This is a genomic window from Stieleria tagensis (assembly GCF_024129865.1).
Lineage (GTDB): Bacteria > Planctomycetota > Planctomycetia > Pirellulales > Pirellulaceae > Stieleria > Stieleria tagensis.
In genome coordinates this window covers 119,521-141,574 of record NZ_JAMYFE010000049.1, presented here as the reverse complement: position 1 = coordinate 141,574, position 22,054 = coordinate 119,521, and the positions used below count along the sequence as shown (strand labels likewise).

At 55.7% G+C, this 22,054-nt stretch carries 23 protein-coding genes; 4 read left to right on the top strand and 19 right to left on the bottom strand.

What is annotated here, in order from left to right:
* Positions 1 to 9: 9 nt before the first annotated feature.
* From NHH03_RS12615 to NHH03_RS12575, 9 genes are all read right to left on the bottom strand, one after another.
* On the bottom strand, positions 10 to 4,587 hold the full coding sequence (locus NHH03_RS12615) for a hypothetical protein (protein WP_253156579.1): 4,578 nt from the start codon (positions 4,585 to 4,587) through the stop codon (positions 10 to 12).
* Between the two features lie 138 nt (positions 4,588 to 4,725).
* The gene (locus tag NHH03_RS12610; protein ID WP_253156577.1) at positions 4,726 to 5,052 is read right to left on the bottom strand and encodes a hypothetical protein; all 327 of its coding nucleotides are present in this window, start codon (positions 5,050 to 5,052) and stop codon (positions 4,726 to 4,728) included.
* Entirely contained in the window at positions 5,036 to 5,464 is a 429-nt protein-coding gene (locus tag NHH03_RS12605) for a hypothetical protein (protein ID WP_253156575.1), read from the bottom strand. Before NHH03_RS12605 ends, NHH03_RS12610 begins: the two co-directional genes overlap by 17 nt.
* The gene (locus NHH03_RS12600; protein ID WP_253156573.1) at positions 5,461 to 6,270 is read right to left on the bottom strand and encodes a radical SAM protein; all 810 of its coding nucleotides are present in this window, start codon (positions 6,268 to 6,270) and stop codon (positions 5,461 to 5,463) included. Before NHH03_RS12600 ends, NHH03_RS12605 begins: the two co-directional genes overlap by 4 nt.
* Entirely contained in the window at positions 6,242 to 7,261 is a 1,020-nt protein-coding gene (locus tag NHH03_RS12595) for a hypothetical protein (RefSeq protein WP_253156571.1), read from the bottom strand. Before NHH03_RS12595 ends, NHH03_RS12600 begins: the two co-directional genes overlap by 29 nt.
* Positions 7,258 to 7,971, bottom strand: a complete 714-nt coding sequence (locus tag NHH03_RS12590) for a glycosyltransferase (protein ID WP_253156569.1) — start codon at positions 7,969 to 7,971, stop codon at positions 7,258 to 7,260. Before NHH03_RS12590 ends, NHH03_RS12595 begins: the two co-directional genes overlap by 4 nt.
* The gene (locus NHH03_RS12585) at positions 7,964 to 8,719 is read right to left on the bottom strand and encodes a glycosyltransferase family 2 protein (RefSeq protein ID WP_253156567.1); all 756 of its coding nucleotides are present in this window, start codon (positions 8,717 to 8,719) and stop codon (positions 7,964 to 7,966) included. The genes NHH03_RS12590 and NHH03_RS12585 overlap by 8 nt, the downstream gene beginning before the upstream one ends.
* A gap of 5 nt (positions 8,720 to 8,724) precedes the next feature.
* Complete coding sequence (locus NHH03_RS12580) at positions 8,725 to 10,059, bottom strand: glycosyltransferase family 25 protein (RefSeq protein WP_253156565.1); 1,335 nt, start codon at positions 10,057 to 10,059, stop codon at positions 8,725 to 8,727.
* Between the two features lie 13 nt (positions 10,060 to 10,072).
* Positions 10,073 to 10,645 carry a hypothetical protein gene (locus NHH03_RS12575; RefSeq protein ID WP_253156563.1) on the bottom strand — a complete coding sequence of 191 codons (573 nt, stop codon included), beginning with the start codon at positions 10,643 to 10,645 and terminating at the stop codon, positions 10,073 to 10,075.
* A 285-nt stretch (positions 10,646 to 10,930) separates the two neighbouring features.
* On the opposite strand from NHH03_RS12575, the gene NHH03_RS12570 reads away from it, so the two are divergent.
* The 4 genes from NHH03_RS12570 to NHH03_RS12555 all read left to right on the top strand — a co-directional run bounded on the left by NHH03_RS12570 (position 10,931) and on the right by NHH03_RS12555 (position 13,413).
* Positions 10,931 to 11,290 carry a hypothetical protein gene (locus NHH03_RS12570; protein ID WP_253156561.1) on the top strand — a complete coding sequence of 120 codons (360 nt, stop codon included), beginning with the start codon at positions 10,931 to 10,933 and terminating at the stop codon, positions 11,288 to 11,290.
* A 210-nt stretch (positions 11,291 to 11,500) separates the two neighbouring features.
* Positions 11,501 to 11,908: a hypothetical protein gene (locus NHH03_RS12565; RefSeq protein ID WP_253156560.1), complete on the top strand. Its 408-nt coding sequence runs from the start codon at positions 11,501 to 11,503 to the stop codon at positions 11,906 to 11,908.
* A 156-nt stretch (positions 11,909 to 12,064) separates the two neighbouring features.
* Positions 12,065 to 12,607: a hypothetical protein gene (locus tag NHH03_RS12560; RefSeq protein WP_253156559.1), complete on the top strand. Its 543-nt coding sequence runs from the start codon at positions 12,065 to 12,067 to the stop codon at positions 12,605 to 12,607.
* 155 nt (positions 12,608 to 12,762) lie between these two features.
* Positions 12,763 to 13,413, top strand: coding sequence for a hypothetical protein (locus tag NHH03_RS12555; RefSeq protein ID WP_253156558.1), 651 nt, complete (start codon positions 12,763 to 12,765; stop codon positions 13,411 to 13,413).
* Positions 13,414 to 13,571: 158 nt separating this feature from the next.
* Here NHH03_RS12555 and NHH03_RS12550 read toward each other — a convergent pair whose 3' ends face one another.
* The 10 genes from NHH03_RS12550 to NHH03_RS12505 form a co-directional block, all read right to left on the bottom strand.
* Positions 13,572 to 14,363, bottom strand: coding sequence for a hypothetical protein (locus NHH03_RS12550; protein ID WP_253156557.1), 792 nt, complete (start codon positions 14,361 to 14,363; stop codon positions 13,572 to 13,574).
* On the bottom strand, positions 14,363 to 17,581 hold the full coding sequence (locus tag NHH03_RS12545) for a phage tail tape measure protein (protein WP_253156556.1): 3,219 nt from the start codon (positions 17,579 to 17,581) through the stop codon (positions 14,363 to 14,365). The genes NHH03_RS12550 and NHH03_RS12545 overlap by 1 nt, the downstream gene beginning before the upstream one ends.
* A gap of 238 nt (positions 17,582 to 17,819) precedes the next feature.
* On the bottom strand, positions 17,820 to 18,320 hold the full coding sequence (locus NHH03_RS12540; RefSeq protein WP_253156555.1) for a hypothetical protein: 501 nt from the start codon (positions 18,318 to 18,320) through the stop codon (positions 17,820 to 17,822).
* Positions 18,321 to 18,342: 22 nt separating this feature from the next.
* Positions 18,343 to 18,756, bottom strand: a complete 414-nt coding sequence (locus NHH03_RS12535; RefSeq protein WP_146439901.1) for a hypothetical protein — start codon at positions 18,754 to 18,756, stop codon at positions 18,343 to 18,345.
* 27 nt (positions 18,757 to 18,783) lie between these two features.
* A complete protein-coding gene (locus NHH03_RS12530) occupies positions 18,784 to 19,341 on the bottom strand; it encodes a hypothetical protein (protein WP_253156554.1) in 558 nt (185 codons plus the stop codon).
* Positions 19,338 to 19,781 (bottom strand): hypothetical protein, encoded by a 444-nt coding sequence (locus tag NHH03_RS12525; protein ID WP_145171153.1) that lies wholly within the window; start codon positions 19,779 to 19,781, stop codon positions 19,338 to 19,340. Before NHH03_RS12525 ends, NHH03_RS12530 begins: the two co-directional genes overlap by 4 nt.
* Positions 19,778 to 20,149 (bottom strand): hypothetical protein, encoded by a 372-nt coding sequence (locus NHH03_RS12520; RefSeq protein WP_449339229.1) that lies wholly within the window; start codon positions 20,147 to 20,149, stop codon positions 19,778 to 19,780. Before NHH03_RS12520 ends, NHH03_RS12525 begins: the two co-directional genes overlap by 4 nt.
* A 5-nt stretch (positions 20,150 to 20,154) precedes the next feature.
* Positions 20,155 to 20,433: a hypothetical protein gene (locus NHH03_RS12515; RefSeq protein WP_230273890.1), complete on the bottom strand. Its 279-nt coding sequence runs from the start codon at positions 20,431 to 20,433 to the stop codon at positions 20,155 to 20,157.
* Positions 20,434 to 20,438: 5 nt separating this feature from the next.
* Positions 20,439 to 21,449, bottom strand: coding sequence for a hypothetical protein (locus NHH03_RS12510; RefSeq protein WP_253156552.1), 1,011 nt, complete (start codon positions 21,447 to 21,449; stop codon positions 20,439 to 20,441).
* Positions 21,439 to 22,050 carry a hypothetical protein gene (locus NHH03_RS12505; RefSeq protein ID WP_253156550.1) on the bottom strand — a complete coding sequence of 204 codons (612 nt, stop codon included), beginning with the start codon at positions 22,048 to 22,050 and terminating at the stop codon, positions 21,439 to 21,441. Before NHH03_RS12505 ends, NHH03_RS12510 begins: the two co-directional genes overlap by 11 nt.
* Between the last annotated feature and the right edge of the window lie 4 nt (positions 22,051 to 22,054).

The following is a 22,054-nucleotide window of genomic DNA, read 5'->3' as shown; positions in this document are numbered from 1 at the left end:
ATCATTTTCCTAACCCCCTAACCTTTCGAGTTGCAATCGACGCCAAGCCGTAAAGGCAATTGCACGTGCCATAAAACGATCCTTTAACAGCAATTCAGCGACCTCGGTCCAGTCAAGTCGGCCTAGGCTCTGCGGACGCTCAAACAAGAAAAGAGCTAACCTGAACCGCTCATGCGTCCAGAGCGACCGAGACCAGTGCGAACTCAAGAACTGCTTTGCCCAAACAGCCAAAAGCTCGGCAACTTCAGCAGTGTTCATGCCGTTGAGATTCGCTTTGAGAATGGCTTCGCCCATCTCAGCGGGAAGTACCATTTCCGCCAAGTACTCGCCGCGAAGTTTCTGAGTTGCTTCGTGCAAGACACGCACCCAAAGCGATGTGTCGGTAAATGGATCAGCGTTCTCCCACATCTCGCTGACGACGGGGTCTTCGATATCGCCGGACATTTGTCGATACGCCATTCCGACAGCTCGATCCAATCTCGCTGCATGATTGTCGGTGAAGTGACTCGAAGGCAGCATCCACCACTGAGGCGGAATTGCAGTGGTCATTTCTGACATGGCTAAGTGCCGAAGTTCAGGAGTTACTCTCTCAGCAACATGAAAGTCGCTGTTGAAACCCGCTTTTCGCTTGACGGCGCAATCTACTAATACAGCTAACGGCACTGAAAACTCAGTCTCCTGCTGTGATTGCCGGGAAATCCATCGTTTGCCGAGGATCAACTCTGCAATGCAGTTTCTCAACGTCTGCTTATAGTTCTCTTGATGCAACGCTGCCACACCATGCGATGCTCGCGAAGTCACGAAAGCGATGTAGAGTTCAATCAACTCTTGCAGTGCAACAAACTTCGTTTGTGAAGCCATCATTCTTCGTTCGAGTCGTTCGGGCAAACGAGGACTCGTCGGAAACGCTGATTGTCGAGGCGAATTAATGATCGTTCCCATCTCGAAGCACAGTCGTTCATTCTGCTTAACGACAAAGATAGACGCCGAACTGAGATCGGAGGTTGGTGTCGGCGGAATCACGTCAAGTGTCAACTGCTCAACTTCCAATTCCTGATCGTCTGTCGTGGCAACGGGTCGGCCGTCATCATGGATTTCCCATGTCACATCGGCAATTTCGTTTTCGAGTGTCCACGTTTTTGATTCGATCCCAGAAATGTCAACCAACAACGACAAGTTTGCACCACTCGCCACAGCTTTGCGGTTTGAGTCCGTCAACAGATTCCGCCAAATCTCGTCAGTCGTGCCGATGCGTAGTGGGAATTCGGATGCAAACATGCGCACTTTCGCTTCCCCCAGCCGGATCGTCACTTCAACCTGTTGAATATCGCGTCGAGCAAGAACTTCCAGTTTCAACTGCGATTGCATCAGCGATGTTACGGTCGCTTCTCCACCGAGTAGATCGATCTGAAAAATCGGCTCAACCTGCGGCGGTGTCGACTCAGCCTGAAACGCTCTCCGATCGAGCAAGCGTTCGCCCGACCACAACGAGAAATCGTATTCGCCGGGACTTGCGATGTGCCAACCAAAAATTCCGTCACTTTTTATCTCAACTGTCGACTGTGTCGTATCGGGCTTAATCAATTGAATTCGGACCTGTGAGTCCCCGTTAAGAGCAACTAACTGGTAAGCGAAGAAATCGCCCACTGAGCAAACCCGGTAACCCACGCGATCATGACTCGGATCGTGCGAGCAACGCCAATGAACTCGTGCTCCTGTTTTGACACCGAGTGACGCAAGCCAAATAGCCGCCTGTTCGACGCTCGGGTCGACTTGAAACACCTTTGCACCTGGAACCTCGCCCAACTGTGTTACGCCGCTGGGCAGCTCGTCGATCTCCTGGCTCAATACCCAAAGAAGCTGAGCAGGGTTTACGAAGTTCGCGCGATGCTCGTTCGCTAATTGCAATTCCTCATCAGGCCGAAAGATGATCGGAAGCGTCGGCGATATTTCCACTCCGCGTAGCCATTCAACCGTGTCGTCATCGGGTTCGAGAATCTGCCATCCCGACAAAAAGGGGGTTTCCAACTCTCGCTTTAACATAGAGCGGACGTCAATGGGACATGGGGAATTAAAAAGCAGCGATGAAATTCCGATGGTTGTTGTTGATGGATTCCCCCATTGCTTCGGCTCCCAATTGCGAGATCGAAGTTGATGCTGAAGCCAAGCACAACTCGAGTGCGGTGGGTTTGGCAGAGCGACCTCTAGCTGGAAGGTGTACTCCTCCAGTCGTCTCAAGAAAAGCGGACACTTCAGTTTTTGGTCCGCATTTGCATCGGCACTCTGCGAATCTCCTTTACGCCCACTACGAAGAGTTCCATTGGATCCTTTTTTGCCTTGCTTACCTATCGCTTCCAAAATAGCTCGGCGAGCGCTCGCCTCAGCGAGCAAGTCGGTACGAAGACGTAAAAGTGTGCTCGTCGTAAGGAACTCTACATCGTAGTCATCCTGCAGAACGAAACGAGCAAGATGCGATGGAATGGTCTCGTTCTTTAGCCAATTGTCGTAGCGAAGAGAACCTGACTCGACCATTGTTTGTCGAAAGAATTGCATCAACGCTTCATCGTCAATGCTCTCGATCGGAACACGAAGCAACTTAAGGGTTTCAGAAAACGGTATCCGCATATCGAGCGGTAGCACCGCATTGGTGATAGGCCAAGCGATGTGACAATACTTGCGGTGCCACGGCGTATCTGGTGCCGTTGCAATCCCACACTCTCTATTTGCGCGTTCAAAAAACGCGGAGACTTTCCGTCGAGAGTCATGGTCAAACAAATAGTTCAGTCGTCGCTGAAGCCGTGGCCAGTAGTCCGTTCCATTACCCTCATAGACGTAGCCCTCCTCTGCCGCCACTACCAAAAAAGGCAGATACCGAGCTGACCACCACCACGCCGCATTTGACAACGAAAATCGCTGAAGACCATCTGAAACGAGACGAATGGTCGTGTCTACCTGATCTCTATCAAGCTCGTGCTCAAGTAAATACACGCCAAGACCAGTTCGCTTGCGATTCTCGAATAGTTGCGAGAAATGGCTGTGTAATGTTTGATGGAGAACCTGCAATTCATCCGCAGACGATGAAACTACTGGAGATTTACATGTAAGCAATGTTGCGTTCAGGGAATCCCAATCATCGCTGAGGGCGACGTCACCAAGTGATTCATCAGGATTACTTGCGTCTAGTTCCACAATTCCGTCGTGGAAAAATTCCTCGGTATCACTCACCGTAGGAGTCACCTCCGCAGTCGATTCGAGACTCTCAGGAGCGGCGAGGCTGAGGAGTGTCGCAGATTCATCACGCTCAAACGTTGGCGCGGTCTCAATTTCACTTGGATTGCTATCACTGAACGTCCCAGCTTCTTCTGAAAATGACGTCAACTCAGCAGACAACGGCGTACTCTCAATGGGCATTATGCTGAGCGATGCTTCAGAACCATGAGTCTCACAGATAGAAGTCGTTACCTGTTCGTGTCTATCGTTAACGCCAATCGCTGGAGATTCTATCACTGCAGACTCAAACTCTGCTGATGCGCTGTTGTTCTTGGCAGCGTCAAGTTCGAGCGATGACGCAGATGAATCGCTAAGTAGCGTCTTCGTCTCGATGGAATTGTCTGATGAATACTGCTCGTTGGTAACATTCGTTGGGAGCGTTTCTCGGAACGCTGGCAGTTCAGGGTTGCTATCGACGGTAGAGACTTCTGCTAGTTCATTGATAGCCACGGCGCTCTCGCTTCGGGCTCGCGCCGTTGCGATTTGATCGCGAAGCGTAAAGCACTCTGATTCGAGTTCGCTAATCTTTTTAGTTAGTGAAAGAAACTCCGATTGGAATTTCTCCCAATGCCTCTCGACGTCTTCGTACTGGCTAGCCGCCATCGACTTTCGCGTCGCGAATTCAGACTCAATCGAGTCCGTTAGTTGGGTTATCGCCCTTGTGAATTCCGATTGCTGTCGGCTGAGCAGTTCAATGGCCTGCGTATTTTCATCAACGCGTTGCTTCAACTCAAGTCGTTCCTCCGCCAATCGGTCGAACTCCGCCTTCGTTCTTTCCTGTTGGATCCGCAGTTCCTCAGTTAGCGACCGATTCAATTCGCTTTGTCTATCAATTGCGGCGGACATTTCTGCACCTGTCGCATCACGTTGAACCAGGCGAGCTTCGCCCTCTTGAACGCGACTCGTCAACTCTACGAGATCCTGTTTCAAAGTCTCGATTTCACTGTTAAGTGTGGTCTGGTGTTGAAGTGTTCCCGCAACTCCACGTACGACTCTCTCAATCTCGGTGGCACGCAGTTCATTCTCAGAGATTCTTTTGCGTATTTCGACAATGTCAGCCGAAACTTTGACTGTGGGGACCTCGTTACCTGAACTAGCGGGTTCGGATCTCGATGCACTACGAGAACGACGCTGTTGCGCTAGCTCAAAGAGCTTTGAAACTTTTGCAGCTGGGAACCATTTAATAGGCTCGCCCGCTGCGACCAATGATTCGGGAGAGATATTGTTCGTAGCAGCCAGGTCAACCAGTTCTCGATCTGATAACGGCCCTGTCGGCTCCGCCGTTTCCTGATTCTTGATGTACCACTGATTCGGCATTGCCACAGCCCCGGGGAGTTAACTCAAAGTCGATAGTTTACTCTGAATTATTTCGCGAATGTTGTTTACTAGAACGAGTGACGTTTACTTGTCAGGTGAGACAGAACTCAGCAATGAGATAGCTTGAGAATTGGTTTTTCAGACAACTCGAAAATTGGACGAACGATCGCTGGAGCGATCGGTCAGCGGTTTCGCGGCGTCGCTGTGCAGGATCACCGAGTCAGTGTCGAGATAGTGCGTTCGAGCACACGGTAATCTTGGTACGAACGCTGGTTTGACCGCCTCGACGACAACGACTTGATCGACATCCGCTGCGTCGGCCAAGTCGGTCGCCAACCTGAATGGAAAATCGAGGTGCTTGCGAACTGATTCGATGGATCGTACGAGCGATTGTCGCATCCGCGCGCCGATCGCAACGTAAAGGATTCCCTTGTCGCCTTCGTTCACGTCAAACCCAGATGTCACCCGAGGAAGTCTCCGAACCGTTTGGTTCGATGCCTTCGGGATCGGGAGTGCCGGGGTGGCCCGGCGGCAAGTTGTCGGGAGCAGAGTAGCCAGGCGGAACGTGATAGGGATGGTCCGGCGGCAGTCGCGGCCAGACGTGAATCGGCGGTGGAGACTCGATCACGACAGGTTCTTCGGGTGGAGGCGGCCAAGGGTAATCGTCCGGCCACCATGGCGGACGTGGGCCAGGATCGGGAGTGCCAGGCGGATAGTCGTCGGGCCACACTGGCGGTGGTGGCAATGGCGGCGGAGTTAGAATGATTGGGCCGTCGTTGTCTTCCTCGGGATCGTAAGGCGCTTCACTGCCGGGCGGATCAAACGGTGGGACGAATGTGCAAGGCGGCATTTCGGGATAGTCGGAAGGATACGTCATTGCAGGGCACTCCGTTGCAGAGGATTGGGATGGGAGAATGCAGTGCGTTTGCTGGGACACAATCCGCACTGCGGGATGGATTTGGTCTCGAGGAAGGTTTGCAGTTCTTCATCCGTCGCGCTTTCTGAACACGCTTGGTAGTCGCGGAAGAGTTGCCATTGCGGCAAGTCCTGCAATCGCAGTCTGGATTCGAGCTTGGCGAAGTAGGCCAGTGCGGGACATTTCCACAGCTTGCCTTCGTAAAGCTGCGTGCAGGTTTTCTGCATACAGACTTTGAACGCGGCGTCGGGCTTGGAAATGAACGGCATTGGCTTGCCATTCGTCACCTTGTATTGGCGCATCCAACGGCGGTGCGATTGTCGAATCTTGATGCGAATGCCGGGAAACTGTTCTCGCCAGCGCCAAACCAGGTGTTTGACTTCGCGAAAGCGTTTGACATATTCGTCGTGCGTTCCGTGCTGGCTGACTTCGAGTCGGCAATTCGTTTCGAGGAGCACCGCCGGCAGTTCGGGAAAACGATGCAGGAAGAACCCGTTGGATACCAGCATCAAGTCGCTGTCCCAATGCTGCCTAGCAAGCTTGATGTGTTGCAAGATCGCTGGGTTCAACAGTGGCTCGCCGCCGAGCAACGCGAACCGAGTCGGCTTCAGCCGATGCGACCATTTCTGGTAGTCGGCATCGGCTTGCTTGATCGTGGGCATCGCACCGGGCAAATGATGGTCGCTGTAGTGGCTGCATTGCTGGCAGGACAGATTGCAACCGTGGGCCAAGTGATACTCAAGTGCCGGCAAGTTGTGTCGTTGCATTGATGTCCTCCTTAACGCGAAGTCGGAATCGTCGAGCATTGATGCCTAGCTGCAACAGAAAGCGGGTTAGCACCAAATGTGACGAACCGGTTACCGTATGACTGAGCATCCGCCGATCCAATCGGTATGGTCTGTCTGACCACTGACCTGTGACAATCAAATCGGGATTGATGGCCAGCAGGTTCGCGGAGAGTTGTGGAGTGAAGATCGGGCCGATGTCGTATTGGGCCGGCGGATCATCTCCCCATTGCTGAATCAGTTCTTGCGTTTGAGCATTGCCTGGAAATGGCAACTCTGGTGGAAGGCGACGTTGCCAATGACAGGCATCAATGTGAGCCTTTGATCGCCCAACGAAGTGGTAGACGTAAGATTGCATGACCGGATTGATCGCCCAGGCGGGCGAGTAAATCATGCTGACGTTGAAATCAGGCGGCAAGAATTTGATGTAGCCCGGATGGTCGTTGTAAAGCTGATTGACGATCAACGACTCGTCGGTGGCCTGATCGCTGGCACCCCACGTCGGAATCAAATGCCGAATGATGCGAGCGAACATCGGGCCATACATTTCTGAGCCATACAGATAGAGTCCACCGTTGGGATGCAGCCATGTCGGTGCCGGCCGCACAGCGCATCGCTTCGCCCAAATCTCTTGTGCCCGCTGCTGCCAACCTCCATTGTCGATGCGATTGTTTGCTGACTGACGCTCGGCAACCATTCCGAAGTTCTTCGGCGTCAGCAAATCAAACGGCGAAGGACAGTCCGATCGGATCAGCATGTCGTTGTCGAGTTGCAGTACATGCGACGGCCCGACCTTTGAATGCACGTGATCGCAGACAAACATCTTCTGCCAGAATGGGTGCACCGGTTGAAGGTGCTCGTCAATCCAAAGCACGTCCGCATCCCATCGTTTAGCGGCAGCCTCATAGCTTTCACGCACGTTCTGCGACGCTCGCCGTGGCGGCAAGTCGAGGACCGCAATCACTCGTTTCATTTCCATATCACTCTCTCCAATCCGTGTTTGTCCAAGCCGGCTTTTAGGAATTCCGGCCTCCGACGCTGATAGCCGGGTGGGTCAACGTGCTCATGTTTGAATGAGTGATTGACGTCGACTGCGACGTTCATTCCGGCGATTTTTGCTCGCCAGAAGAAGTCCCAGTGTTCTTCGACCTTGAGTGATTCGTCCCAGCGGATCGCTTGCAGAATGTCGCGGTAGGCAACAAAGCAGTTGCCGACGTAGTGGCACCAGCGAATCGAACGCCGCTGTCGGTAGCTGCCGAAGGCGATCCGCAGCGTTCTGCCGTCGACACGTAACATGCGAGGACGTTCGTCGTTGTTGCTGAGTGCAGCCAGCAAATCGAGGTCGTGATGTTTGTTGAGCGTCCCGATCAACTCAGGAAGACGCGTTTGATTCGTAACGAGATGATCGTCATCGGCGAAAATAACGATCGGTGTGTCGCCAGAATCGAGCAGCCTGTTGCGACCGGCGGAGAGGCCGATGTCGTACTCGGTCTCGATCAGTCGATCGACCATGGCGGCTTCGTCTGGACAAACGGCCGAGAATCGCAGTTCCGGTTTACCGTCATCGAGGACGTGGATCAGCGGACGGTGATCACCATAGTGGTCGTGGATACTGCGAACGAGTGCGGCACAGCAATGCGGACGATGAATCGTCTTGATGCAGAAAGTGGCTTGATTACGCACGGACGATTTGACCTCCTGGATAGCGCAATGAATGGAAACCGTGTTTGCGAAGGCCCATCGCACGAAACTTCGCTCTGCCACGCAGGTCGCGATAGCCAGTGCCGGCGACATGGGCGTGGACGACAGAACAATCGGTGGCGACCGCGATTTGCAGATTGGCGAGGTGACTCGCTCGGTAGAAGAACTCCCAATGCTCGTAGGTCTTTAGGGCCTCGTCCCAACGGAGCGTCGCGATCGTTTCCTTGCGAGCGAGGAATGCGTTGCTGACCATGTCGCACCAGGCGACCGAGCCAATTCGCTTCTTTTCACCGCGATGCATCCAGATGCGTTTGCCGTTCATCAGCGGCGAAAGCATCGTGGGTCGACCGCCTCCACCTTGTCGGACGGCGAGAATGTCGAGTTCGTTCGTCGTGAAGTACTCGCAAACGCGGTCGATGTGAAAGTCCGCCGTAACTACGTGATCGTCGTCGAGCAGAAAGATGTACTCGGTCTGCGCCGCGTCGATCGCTGCGTTACGCCCAACGCCAACGCCTACATCGTGCCGATCTAGATTGATGACTGTGCAGTGCTTGGCGGTTTCGGGATACTTTTCGCTGAAGCGAAGCTCGGGGCGACCGTCATCGACGACGACGATCGTTGGCTCGGCGATATGCTCGCGCAGCGACTGGACCAGCCGATGGCAGGACCAAGGCCGGTGAATTGTTTTGATGCAGAATGTGATGTCTGCATTTGAGATACTATGCGACATGATGCTCACCCAAACTTCCGAAGATCAGGATTGACGTGTTCGATTGCCGATTGGATTTCATCCGGAGTCGGCGTGATGCCGAGGAACTCGACCAGATTGCCGATCACCTCCTCGGGATACGTCACCAACTCGGCGAATTCGATCCGGAATACCGGCACGTCGGGATGGTCTGTGATGAAGTTGTCTCGGTGGTCGCGGAGACTGCGTTGCAGCACCTCGCACTCCTCATCGCTCGCCGCGAACCATTGGCCACGATGTTTCTCGCTACGGTTCTGAAGCGAACGAATGGACGCTTCGATGTCGCGCTCGACGGAGATGATTCGCAGTGAATCACCAAGCCCCGCGTGAAGGTGAGTCACGAAGCGACATAGGTGCGGATACTTTGCCCCAGCGACGGTCTTGTCGCGGTTGGCTTCCGATTTGCGACTGACGATCCACGACTTGAGCATTTGAGTCAGTTGGTCGTCGCTGACGTTCGGATCGGTAGCCGGGAAACGCATCACCTTTTCGCAAAGCTGTGCCAGTCCAACTGCCTCGCCGCCTCCGGTCGCTTCGTAGCCGCCGAGTTGGTTGCCCATGTGAACGCCCAGGTGATGCATCACCATTGCGACACACGACGTGCCGGCGCGGTGCGGTCCAAGCACCGCAAAGAACGGTGCGTCCGAATGGTCAGCGTTCTTGGCGTCATTGAAGAACCGAGTTTGACTCCACTTCCGTCCGCAGATGTTTGATTTGGTCGGTAGTTGTCCAACGAGCCAGCGATCGGGCGTGTAAACCGCGATAGATTCCTTTTGGATGTTCTTACCTTGCACGAGTGCTTGGTAGCGTCGCTGGATCAAACGACCGAGGTGGTGGTCGATGTGATGTTTGGTGTGCCAGTCGTTCCAAGTCAAATGGCGATAGAGTGTTTTCATCGCCTCGCGTCCTCGCACCATAAACGCGTGCGTGCGATTCACGTTGTAAGGTCGGTAGACGTGTTCGCTGACCTTGTGCGGCGGGTTCTTGCCGGCGTAAAGGTGCTGGCCGCCGAGATACGCCATGCCCCAGTCAGCCGGCAATTCCGCAATGAACTGCTGCAGTCGTTCGCAAAAGTCATCACCGAAACCGGCGTCGTCTTCAAAGACGACATACGAGTCGATGTGTTCGAGCAAACACTTTTCGAGAATCAGTAAGTGTGATCGGTAGCACCCCCACGCGCCGTTGCCTGCTCGCCACTGCGGGGGCGTGGCCACGCGCCGGCCGTCGATCGCGGCGAACCGTTCGGGTTCGGGGAACGGCCACGGATCGGGAAGCTGCCGCATCCAGTCACGCAACCGATCATCGCGCCGATCGAGGTTCATTAGGAAACAGCGTTCAACGATCGAATTCGTCCTCCGGATCGTCTTGGTCTGGTTCGGGTGCCCCTTCGGGGAATTTCCGCTCGTACTTGCGGATGGCAGTGCTGACGAGACTGCGGGCGACTGTTGCGGTAAACCTTCCATGCGGGAGTCCTCTTGCTTGGGCTTCTTCGAGTAACCAATCGACGATCGTGTCAATGTTTCGGCGGCAACCTTCGGCACCCCAGTCGTTCATCGTGTCGACGCGGGTTTCGCAGTTGCACGTTTCGCTCGGCTTCGCAAACCAAGCGATCATCTTTTTGAGTTCGTTGCCGGGGCCGGGCCGGTAGCTGCTCATCTTCAGCGTCGCCGGCATCGGTTCTTCGTCCGGCATGTAGTTGCGAAGCAATGCTTCCAACTCGGTGATGTCTTGTTTGCGTCGCTTCTTGTTGACCAATGCCATGCCAATCGTGACGACGTTGATCGCGCACGGGTTGTCGTTGGTCTGGCACGCGTTGCAGGCGGTCGGCGTGGTTTGCACCCGACAGCCGGCAAGTTGGCAGGCCACTTCGCATTGATTGTCAGGCGTTAAATGTGGGCAATGCATCATGCTGTCATCCCCGCTACCGCTCCATCGAATGAACCGGACGAACTGGGTGGGTCGCCAGGGTCTTCACAATCGCTGCTCACCAGTTCCCAACCGCACGACCAAATCCAGGTGCTATTGCAAGGCTCACTCGATCCACTGCTGTCTTCGGAAGGTTCCTCCGTGGAATCGCTTTCGCTCGGCCGATCGGAGCCGTCGCTGCTATCGGATGCGCTTTCGCTGGGTCGGTCGGAACCATCGCTGGGCGGGTCTGAGTCGGATGTCGAGTCGTTGCTTTCGGATGGTTGATTGCTGTCGCTTCCAGATGAATCGCCGACACTCGGGTCGTCGCTTTCACTTGGCCGATCGCTGTTCGAGCCTTCCGATCCCGAGTCGCTCGTCGACCGCGATGCTGAATCGGAACCAGAGTCACTTGATGACGTAAGCACGCTTGTGGAGTCATCGCTCCGCGAATCACTGCCAGAATCCGATGTGCTCGTTGATCGTGAATCAGAGGCCGATCCGCTTTCGCTATCTGATTCGGATGCACTTACGCTGCCTGATCCTGAGTCACTGCCTGAATTGGATCCGCTGTCTGATGCAGAACCACTTTGGCTCCCACTGGCGGAGGCACTGTCCGAGTACGATGCCGAAGCACTCGCTGAGTAACTTTGTGAGTCCGAACTGCGGTCGATGCTGGATTCGCTTTGAGAATCGCTGCCCGACTCGCTGGCTGATGGCGACGTCGAGTCGGATTGCGACTGGGATTCCGATGCGGAATCACTTGATACGGAATCGCTTTCGCTACTCGTTGACGAATTCCAACTAAACGAAGGCACGCTCTCCGAGCCTGACTCGCTTCGTGATTCACTTTCGGATGTGCTCGATTCGGACTGGCTCGATTCTGAAGTCGATGATTCGCTGGTTGATGACTCACTTGCGGATGTAGACGATTGCGAACTGCTTATGGATGGCGTGCTGGCTGATTCGCTTGATTGCGAGGTAGATGAATCGCTCGACGAACCGGAATCGCTTGATTGCGAGTTGCTCGTCGACGAATCACTCGCCGATGAACTGGACGCGGACACGCTTGGCAGGCTGATTGACGTACTGGAATCACTCGATTCGCTTGCCGATGAATCGCTGGACTTGGAATCGGACGAACTATCGGACGAATCACTCGATGCGGACGACGATCCATCGGAGCTTGATGAACCACTGACACTGGGCAGACTGGTCGAATCGCTCGAGCCACTCGAATCGCTGTTGGATGAATCGCTTGATTGAGAATTCGACGAACTGTCTGACGAACCGCTCGATGCCGACGAGGAACCGTCGGAACTGGATGAACTGCTTACGCTCGGCAGACTCGTCGATGTGCTCGAATCGCTGCTGTCCGACGAGTCGCTCGATTGACTACTGCTGTCGCTGCTCGATGAAGAATTGGAACTGCGGCTTGAATCGCTGCTGCTAGACGTGGATGAACTGAGGGAGGAATCGCTGCTGTCGGATGACGAGGATTCTGAGGACGAATCGCTACTCGAAGACGACTTCAATGACGATGACGAACTGCCGGAACTGCTACTTGATGACGGGCTGCTCGATGACGAACCGCTGCTTGATGAGGACGAAGGGCTGCCGGACGAAGATGACGACGATCCGCTACTCGACGAGCTAGGACCAGACGAACTGCTGCTGGATGACGACAGGGAGCTGCTGGAACTCGACGACATACTCGATGAGCTCGAACCGCTCATGCTCGAACTACTCGACGAGCCACTGCTACTAGACGAACTTCCCGATGACGAGGATGAAGATGACGAGGGCGACGACGAAGAACTACTGGATGATGAATCGCTGCTAGAACTGCTACTGGAACCTGAACTCGACGAACTGCTGGAGCTTGATGAACTGCTCGAACTACTGCTGCCATCACAGCATCGGCAACCTATCGTCAAATACGCCGACGTGTCTTCGTGGAAGTGACAGACAATCTGTTGGCTGGCCAGCAATGCGTAATCGCAAACGTTGTAAACCGAGACGGCAGGGCCAATCGGTTTCCATCCACCATCAAACCGAAGCTCGCGAGCCGTTCCCCATGACTTTGCTTTGATGCGTTTCGTTGGCTTGCATAGAAGTGTTTGCTTGGGAGGGTCGATCACCCAGGATCGCTGACCGTCGAACTGCACTTCCAAGTATTGTTTCGGCGAATCCGCGATCGGTCCTCGAATACGCTGCGCCGAGTGATTCCGAGCGGTGATTCGTACTGTGTCACCATCTGGATCGGCTACCGCTTCGATCTCGCCAGCTTTGTCGAGTTGATACAGGTCGCAATCTGCACTGCCCGTCCGCATTCCTCGGCGACCAGCGATGCCACCTGCTGGAACCTCGACGAGATAAACCGGATCAGCGGGCCGACCGACTCGAACGACGGCCCATTGGTCACCGAGTTGGTTGAGGTCGCGTCGCCACAGAATCTGTGCCGATCCGTCCGGCTTCGACTGCAACGTGTCACCGACCGATTCGCCGACGTCGGCAAATTTGTGCCAAGTCTTTACGACGTTGACTCGCGCAGCCACGACGCCATCGAACACCACGCGGCCGACCTTGTCTTCCGCGATCGGTTCGATGGCGACCCCAACGCGACCTGTGTGTTCGTCTTCCGTCGGGCGCACGCACTCGATCGTTGCGTCGCGAACGAAGCGGGCCAGTTCCAACGGGCCAACGGTCGGATCGGTCAGCGGCGACTCAAAGCCAACGATTCCGCCAATCGGGACCGTGGTTGCCGATAGGTTGTGAACGCGAACGGTTGCGGCGTTTCGCAGATGCGTGCGAGGGCCACCTCCGCCCGGCAGTCGATTTCGATGCGAGGCTTCGGCAGCGACAAGCAATCGGTTGTATTCAGCGGCGGTGATCGCAAACTGATCGCCTGGTTTAACGCGTCGGGTCACTAGCTGATCCCCAACACGTTGAAGTTTCCTCCGTGATAGACCTGTTCGACGTAAGCTGCCTCAGGAACTTGCAGCACACGATCGCCGACCACTTTCTCGCCGTGTTTAACCCACAAGTAGTCCCAACCCTGCTTGCTGATCCCGGAGATGTTTCCAACCGTCATCGCGAACTCATTCGGTCGCGCAGCGAAGTGGTAAGTCACATCAACCCAATTCTGCTCATCCTCGCCGCCTTCTCCACCGAGAAACAACGCTTCGCCAGGAGAGAAAATTGACCACGCACCCGAGTTCACTCGCCCAGTCATCGAGACCATCGCAAGCAGATATGCCGTCGAGACGAACTCAAACTTCTTGCGGACGGAGAACTCAAACGCTGGAACCGTAATATCGACTCCGGAAACGCCGGAATCGCTGACGCCAATCGCTCCGTGATAGATAGGGGCCGCGATCCCCGGCGCGGCATAGATGCCGCGAGTCTGCAGTGATTGATTCAGATGAGTTGTCGCTCCGGTTGTACTGAACGAAACCGGATCGAGTTTGGTCTTGTTGATTGTGACGCTGACCAAAGCGTGCTTCTGGTTGATGAACTCCGAGTCGATTTGCAGATACGGAATCAGGTCCTTGTGATTCGCTTTGTAATATTGATACAAAGCACTCGCAGCAGCTGCCGGATCGACGGCTCCGCCGTTCGTCGCAACGTAGGAAGTGAAATCGGAGTGCGATTTCCCTCGCGACGCCTTTTCGGAGAGTGCCGCGACCTCAAAGTTGTATCCACCGGTGGAGATTGACATCAGCTAAACACCAACCCTCCCGACTGCGAACGCTCAACAAGGCGTCGAGTGTTCTCTGCAGTCTGGATGATCGCACGCTTCATGTCCTCGCTGAATTCCCCGCCGGAAGTCGCGGGCAGTTGCAACTGCGACGCGCTGCTGGAGATCGCGGAATCAAACGCCGCGAGGGATCGACCAACGGATGCGAACGCTTCGGTGATCGCGGTAATGTCGAGCGTCGGCGGATAGTCCATCTCGATCGGATTGGGCTGCCCCGAAAGCTCTGGCAGATCCAACGGGACGTCGTCTGGGTTCTCGGCGACGACCTCGTTGTCTTGCTCACCGTTTACGTTCGGATCGTCGACTTTTTCAGGTTCCAACCTCAACTGCGGCGCGAAGATGACCTCGACGGGATCGTCCTCAGCGGCAATCGGCTCGAGCTTCTTGAGTGGCTCAGGAGCCTGTTGCGGAATCGTCGAAGCTCCACTGCCGAGCCCCAAACCCCTCGCATCGAAATTCCCGGCGACTTCGGTTCGATCGGTTTCCGGACCGTCCGCGAACTGATCCAATGCCGCCCGAGCGTTTGGATCCAGGTCGAGACGGAGGTCTTTCGCATTGGGCGGTCGCAACTCGGGGTCGTCGATGCCGGGGAGATCGACCTTGGGAATGTCGACTGCGCCAGGCTCGGGCATCTTGGGCGGAGCGACTGGTTGTTCCGGCGGAGCGGCCTCGTCGGGTTTCGGCTCAGCATCGGAAGGGGCCGTCGCGTTGTTGGCTCGTTCCACCGCAGCATCGAACTCGGCCTGCGCGGTTGCGATTTGCCCGTCGCGTTCCTTGTTGCGATCCTCTGCGGTTGGCCGACCTACTTCGCGTGCCGCTTTAGCTTCCGCTCGCATCTGATCGAGGGTGCGTTGCACTCCGACGGTTGTGTCGTCGATGATTTCCTGACGATTGTTCTGCGCCGCATCGTTTTCGCGGAACTGCTGTTCCTTGGATTGGTCAACAACTGCATTCTTCGCATCGGTCTCGTTGTCGATCGCCCGCATGTCGGCGTCGATGTCTGTGCCTTCACGAGCTTTGCGGCGGGCTTCGAGTTGTGCGGCGATGCCTTTCTGCATTTCCACTCGGTTGGCTTCGATCTGCTCCTTGCGTTTCGATCGGCGACGCTGACGTTCGATGATCGCTTGCTGGCGTTGTTGTTCCTCGGCAGTATCGGCCGCTCGAGTGTCAGCGTCGATCTTTGCCATTTCGACGTCGACATTGATGTCGTCGTCGAACAGGCCTTTGAGTTTGATCCAGGCTTTCTTCAAGAATCCGACGGTCGAATTCCACATCGACTTCACTTGACCGACGAACACGGTCCAAGTGTCGGCAAGGTAATCGACGGTTTCGACCCATGCGTTTTCGACGCCGGCCAGTGCGTTGATGAGCACTCCGCCAATCTGCACCGATACGTCACCCGCGATGTCAACGAGTTCGTGAAGTTTGAGGAATCCCTTCTTGAGGAACCCGATGGTGTTGTTCCAGCCCTTTTGCACGGCGGACGTAAGAATCGTCCAGCCATCGGCCATAAAACCGAGCGTGCTGTTCCAGACGCCAGCGAGCCCGGATAAGGCACCAATCAGAACATCCCCGATCGCGTAGGCGGAATCGGCCCACACGTCAGAGATATATTGAGTGAAATCGGCCCAGACGCCTTTGATATAGGTCGTGCCTTTGACCCACTGCAGTTTCAAGTAAGTCCACAACACATCGGTCGCCGCAGTGATGTCACCAGCAGCCAGAGCGTTGGCAATCGCACCAAAGGCGGCGAGGGTGTCGGCTTTGAGTGTTTCGAACAGACCTTTGAGATACTGGACCGCCTGGCCAGCGATGCCGGTGGAGTAGAGGAAGTAGCCACCGAGTGCTGCAACCGCTGCAACAACAAGGCCAAGCGGGGTAAACAGCATCCCAACCGCCGAGACGATCACGCCGATGGCACCACCGATGAATGAGAAAATGGTCGCGAGTCCTCCCACCGCGAACGACGCAACGGCAGCGAACGAACCAAGAGCGAACAATGCCGCTCCAATCGTGAAGATGGCGATGGCACTCGCAGCGGCAATCTTGACGATCTTCTGATTCTTGTTGATCCACTCGATCACCCCTGACGCGGCGCGGCTGAAGGCTTGCACCATCGTGGTGACGCTGCCTTCGAGTGATTCACCGATCGCAATCGCCACGCCTTCGATGGAGGACTTCAGGATTCGGAACGCTCCGCCAAGTCCGCCTTCCATTTCCTCAGCAGTCTTGCCTGCGATCCCGCCAGCCTTTTGCAGTGCGGAATACAACTCGCGGGTATCGGCCACGCTCTTTCCAATCGAACTGGCAGCGGTGATGCCCAGCAGCCCGAACACCTCGTTCAGCTTTTCCGCTTTCTCGGCCGTTCCCATCTTCTCAGTCGCCGCAGCGACTTCGCCGAGAATGTCGACGAGTGATCGGGCGTTGCCTTTCGCGTCCTTGGTCGTGACGCCAAATGTGGTTTTGAATTTCTCCGATTCGGCGGCACTGATCGTCAGCAAACGACGCATCGCATTACCGGCTGACGAACCCTGAATGCCCATATTGCCAAGCGTACCGAGGATCGCGAGTGTCTCTTCGAGACTCATGTTCGCATCGGCGGCGACGGGACCGGCATAGGACAAGGCTTCGCCGAGAGACTCCACCGTGTTGAACGACTTGTTCGCCGCGGCGGTCAGGCCATCGGCAACCCGCGTTGCTTCGCCGGCTTCCATTCCGAACTGACGAATCGTTGCTGCCATGATGCCGGAGGCTTGAGTTGCGTCGGTGCCAGTTGCACGTGCCATGTTCATCACGGCGGCTGTCATCTTCTCGATCTGCTCCGGTTTGAAACCGGCGCGACCGAGTTCGGTCATCAACAATGCGACTTCGCTGGCAGAGTAACTGGTGGTTGCTCCGAGCTTCTTTGCCGTATTGCGAAGCGACTCAAGCTGCGATTCAGTCGCTTGTGTGATCGCAGCAACGCCACGCATGGCATCGTCAAAGTTGGAGAAGATGGCGACGCTACCGGCCAGTGGTGTGGCAGTGGCCGCACCGAGTCCCATCAGTTTGGTGCCGAGCAACCGCGTGGATGCACCGAATGATTTCAATCGCTTCTGAGCCGACCGCAGACCTTTGATGAATGCTGAATCCCTGGTCAGCAATTCGACGTAGGCGGATCCGGCTCGGACTTGGGACATGGAGACTCGTTCTCACGGGGTTGGAAGACTGCGCCGAGCAAATGGGCGACTTGTTCAACAGTGGCTTTCACCGGAACCGGTCGAGTGACCGTGTAGGGATTGAAATCATCCGGCTTGAACGGTTTTCGCCGACGTTTTCGATCGCGATTGATCTCGGCGGTCAATGCCATCACGCTCGATGCGATATGCCAATCGTGCTGGCGTTTCGCCTCGGCCATCTGGACGAGTTGCCGAAGCGTCAGTGGTCCTGGGTCGACTCCGATGATGCCGGCGAGTCGGATGATGAGTCGCTCGATGTCGGCACCTCGAGCTTGCGTTCCAGGTCCTCCACAATCCGGTCCACCAGATTCGGATCGTCCAGCCGTTTCTCGATCGCTGCCAATCCCCGCGTCTCGATCATCTTCTGCTTGTCGGCCGCCTTCCGCAGAAGACGGCGTCGGGACTCCGGGAAATACGCGACCAACGCATCCACCAATGCCTTGCACGCTTCGTCGATCGAGTCACCGGCCAATCCCTCGGCGAACGCTTCGTCGTCAACGTCTTGTTGATCGGCTTGCGGTTTGCAGATCGCAAACAACACGTCGCCGAGTAGAAGTGGGTCGCTCGACAACCGAGTGACGAGGTCGCCGTCGATCGCGTCCAGCAATCGCACGTCGGTGAGTGCCTTCACGCGGCGAAGCGTCGTATTGTCGATGTCAACGATCCAGACACGACCACGACGATCAATGAATTTCTGCATGGAGTTCCGTTCCGAGGATTACTTAGGGCGTTCCGCCACCAACGTTCATGCCGCTGCCAGACGAAGATTGGGTTGGCTTCAAGGTGACGTCGGCCGACACCACTTCTTCGAGGTTTTGATTGACATTGAAGTTCATGACTTCACAGGTCAGTGTCAGCGAACCACCAGCATCCGAAATGCCAACGTCAGTCGGCGTTCCGCTACTCCACAGTCCTTGCAGCATCCCGAACGCGGTGTCGCCGTTTTTGTTGAGCACCGTGAATTCGATCGACGCGTCTTTTAGAGTGCCGACTGTGGCTCGCCAGCCGTTGTTGTCACGAGTCGATGCGTCGGCTTCGGCCTTCTCGAGATTGACCGTCAAATCCTTGACGTTCTTGATCTCGGCACCGTCGATCGTCAGGACGGCATCGAGACCGAGTTTTACTTCTGCTGACATGTTTCGATTCCATCCGTGGTCGAGAGACTATTTGACCGAGTCACGCCAAAACTTCGGCAGGCGTGCTTGGTTGGCAATGAGGGCGGGTTTCATGAATGGACGTGCGGGATAGCGGCGTGGTTTGCTGGCTCCGCGGCGTTCGTTCTCTTCTTCGATCAATCGTGTGGATCGGCTGGCTTGGGCGATCGTGAGTAGTTTGATGCGGGCGAATTTGCCGGGCTGTTTCGCACGGATCGGCCCAAACTCGCCGACACGGAACCGGTGTCGTTTCAGCTTGCGTCGTTTGGTAACAACGCCACCGAACTCATGCAGATTCCATAGCCGGCCAGCGATCTCGTTGACGGGGCCAATGACTGCTTCGCCACGATCGCGGTTGACTTCGTAGCGAAGCACGCGACGCAGCATTCCAGTCGGCGAACTTGGTGGTGATCCTGGGTTGGATGGTTTTTTGCGTTTGCGAATGGATCGTTTCGCGGTCATCCGGATGGTGCCGGCCGCATGATTCATGCTTTTGAAAGTCGCTTGGTTGACCTTCTTTTTCAGTTGGCCCGGTGTGAATCGCACGCGAGCCCTGATGTGCATCATTTCGCCAACTCAAACGTCAACGTCAGCAGGCTCGTGAATTGATTGAACTGGGTCCAGTGCTCGGAGGAGTACAGGACGGAGTTCTCGACCTTGACACAGCGGGCTGCCACGAACGAATTGAGTCGTTTGAGCCGGAAGTAATCGGCCAATTCTTCGACAAAGAACACCAGCGGGTCGATCTCTTTGGCATCGCCCTTGCTGAACTTCTTCTGGACGGCGACGTCAATCGTGGCGTGGTACTTATTGGACGCCCGATCAAGCGGCAGGTATTCAACCTCGCGAGGCACCACAGTGACTCGCAGTTCCTTCATGTCTTCGAGATCGAAGTTGGGAACGTAGAGTCGCTGAGCCGAGAGGTTTGTTTTGCTGAATTCGCCCGCGTTGATTTCCGCGACGACGCTTTCGGCAATTTGAATAACGGTTGCAGGTGTTGCTGTCATGTGATCGTGTCAACCAGTTTGGTGTGGATGCGGAGCTTGACGCGGAAGGGATCGCTGTATCGCCACGGTGGTTCGTTTCCGATCGACATCAATTCGTACACGAAGGTTGTGTCGCCATCGGTTTCGAGGATGCGATCGCCGCGCCGGGGCCAGGTGCCTATGGCGGATTGCAGCAAGTCCTTCGTATTGATCAGAAAATCGCGGACTTGAGCACGCGTGATGACGCCGTCACCGTCGTCCTGTTCGTATTCCGATTTGCCAATCGTGGCAGATAACTCGACGGAGACATCATCACGCTGATACACCACGTTTCGTGAGGCGTGCTTGGTCAGCTTCTCCGCCAACCAAGACTGCCCGCGATGCAGCATGTCGCTCACGATTTACGGGTCTTCGTTGCAGTCGTCGTTTTGGTCTGAAACAGGACGGTTGCCTTTTCGCCAAGCTCTTCACGCCAGGCTTCATCAGCTCGACGTTGATATTCGTCAGCGATCGCTTCCGCTTCTTCGCTGAGTTGCTGTTGGCGAAAGTTCGCTGGTCGTGTGAAGGACTGAACGAAGTTCGGGGTCGATGCGTCGCGATCTCGCTTCTTTGCCGGCAAAATCGCAAGTGCGACCAAGACCAGGACGACGACGGTTGCAATTCCAAGAATCATGAGTTTTACAGGCCTCGTTTGATGAGAATGAATCCGAGCAACAGAACCGCCACAAAGATCAATGCGAGCGTGGCCAGTTCGCCGGCTCCCGCCCAAATCAATGCGTTGCGACCACTGGAGTCTCGGTCGAATAGTCGATCGCGGTCGCCGTCACGATCCCGATCGAACGGCCGCCAAGTGTTGTCGACGGGTTCGATAGGGCAGTAACCATCGGGGCAGTCTTCAGACGAGAGCTGCATCGTTGGTGAGATCGCAGCGTCCCAGGAATAGCCTCGCGTCTTTAGCGCGCCCGTTCGTTGGGCCTGCCGCGTTTGTTGATAGAGTTCGTATCCGTGACGCAGATCGTCGAAGAGTTCCCGAGCGGTTGACGGCAACATTGTGTGACCGGCCGCATGAACATGCCCGCCGGTCGAGTCCTGGAAAAGCACCACAGGGAATTGATTTGCAGGGACAATGTCCGCATATCGCGTTCGATACAGTGCATTGGTTTCAGTGTAGACCTGAAATGCACACTTCGACTTCAACTTCACCAGGTTTGGGTCCGTGTTGAACCAGTCAAGCAGACGCTGGCTTTTGGCGTCACTGGCAACGAACAAGGCGATTTGATAGCGATTCTTCGCTTGTTCGGGCGGCGTCGCGGGTCGCGTGCTGCTCGACGCGGGGGTGACAATGATCGGTGCTGGAACCGTTGGAGCTGTTGGTACGACACGGTAGGGCTGCACAATTCGATACGGCTCCGCAGTGGGAATCGTGTTCGGTGGACAGGGCGGGCAGTAACCAGACTGTTGTTTCAGTTCGCCTTGTGCTTCCAGGTTGACACGCGAAGGTTGTGGCAACTGTTGGATTCGCGATCCAACCTCGCTGGTTGGTTGTGCCGGCGGCAAACGCCAGGATTCGCTCGTGTCGGCTGCCGGTGTTCGGTGCAATGCCGTGAACACCGCTCCGAGCATCACCGCATGCAGCACTGCGACTACAATCAGGCCGACGCTCAGCCGGATTCGGATTTCATCTTTCATCAATGACCTCGTAGCTTCGATAGGGCAAGGAACTGGCGGGGTCTTCCATCACCGTCAGGGCGAATCCGCCGTAGCCGGCCCAAAGACGCACGAACTGTTCACGTGGTGTGAGTTCAAATCGGCCGGGATAGTTGTTGTCGAGAATGGCTGCGTATTGCCGGCCGTCGCGATTGACCCAGCCGACGAAGGTGCAGCAGTGCGCCGGCTTCCACCACAGGATCGCACCGCGCCGCGTCGCCGTCGCCCAGTCAAGGAACCGAGGATCCGCTTTGACGGTGTAGCTGTAGTCGATGTCAGCGGCATCGAGTCGGCTCCGCAATCGCGAGTCCCATTCGCCGTCGCTGTACGTCGCCCGCCAGCGTTCGCCGAGTTCAAACTCGTTGAGCCAGCGAAGGTGATTCACCAGCGACGCATGAACGCAGCTACCTTGGTTGAGACGCCCAGTCCAATTTCGTTGATGCAACTGAGTGGGAAGATTGGCGATCGGTTGTTCAGGCGGAGGTGCCGGCAGCGAGCGGACTTGGACATCGCCCTCCGGCAAACAGCCCGTACAAATCAGCAGCAAGCATGCGACGACAAGCGTGCGCGGTTTCGCTTCCATGCGA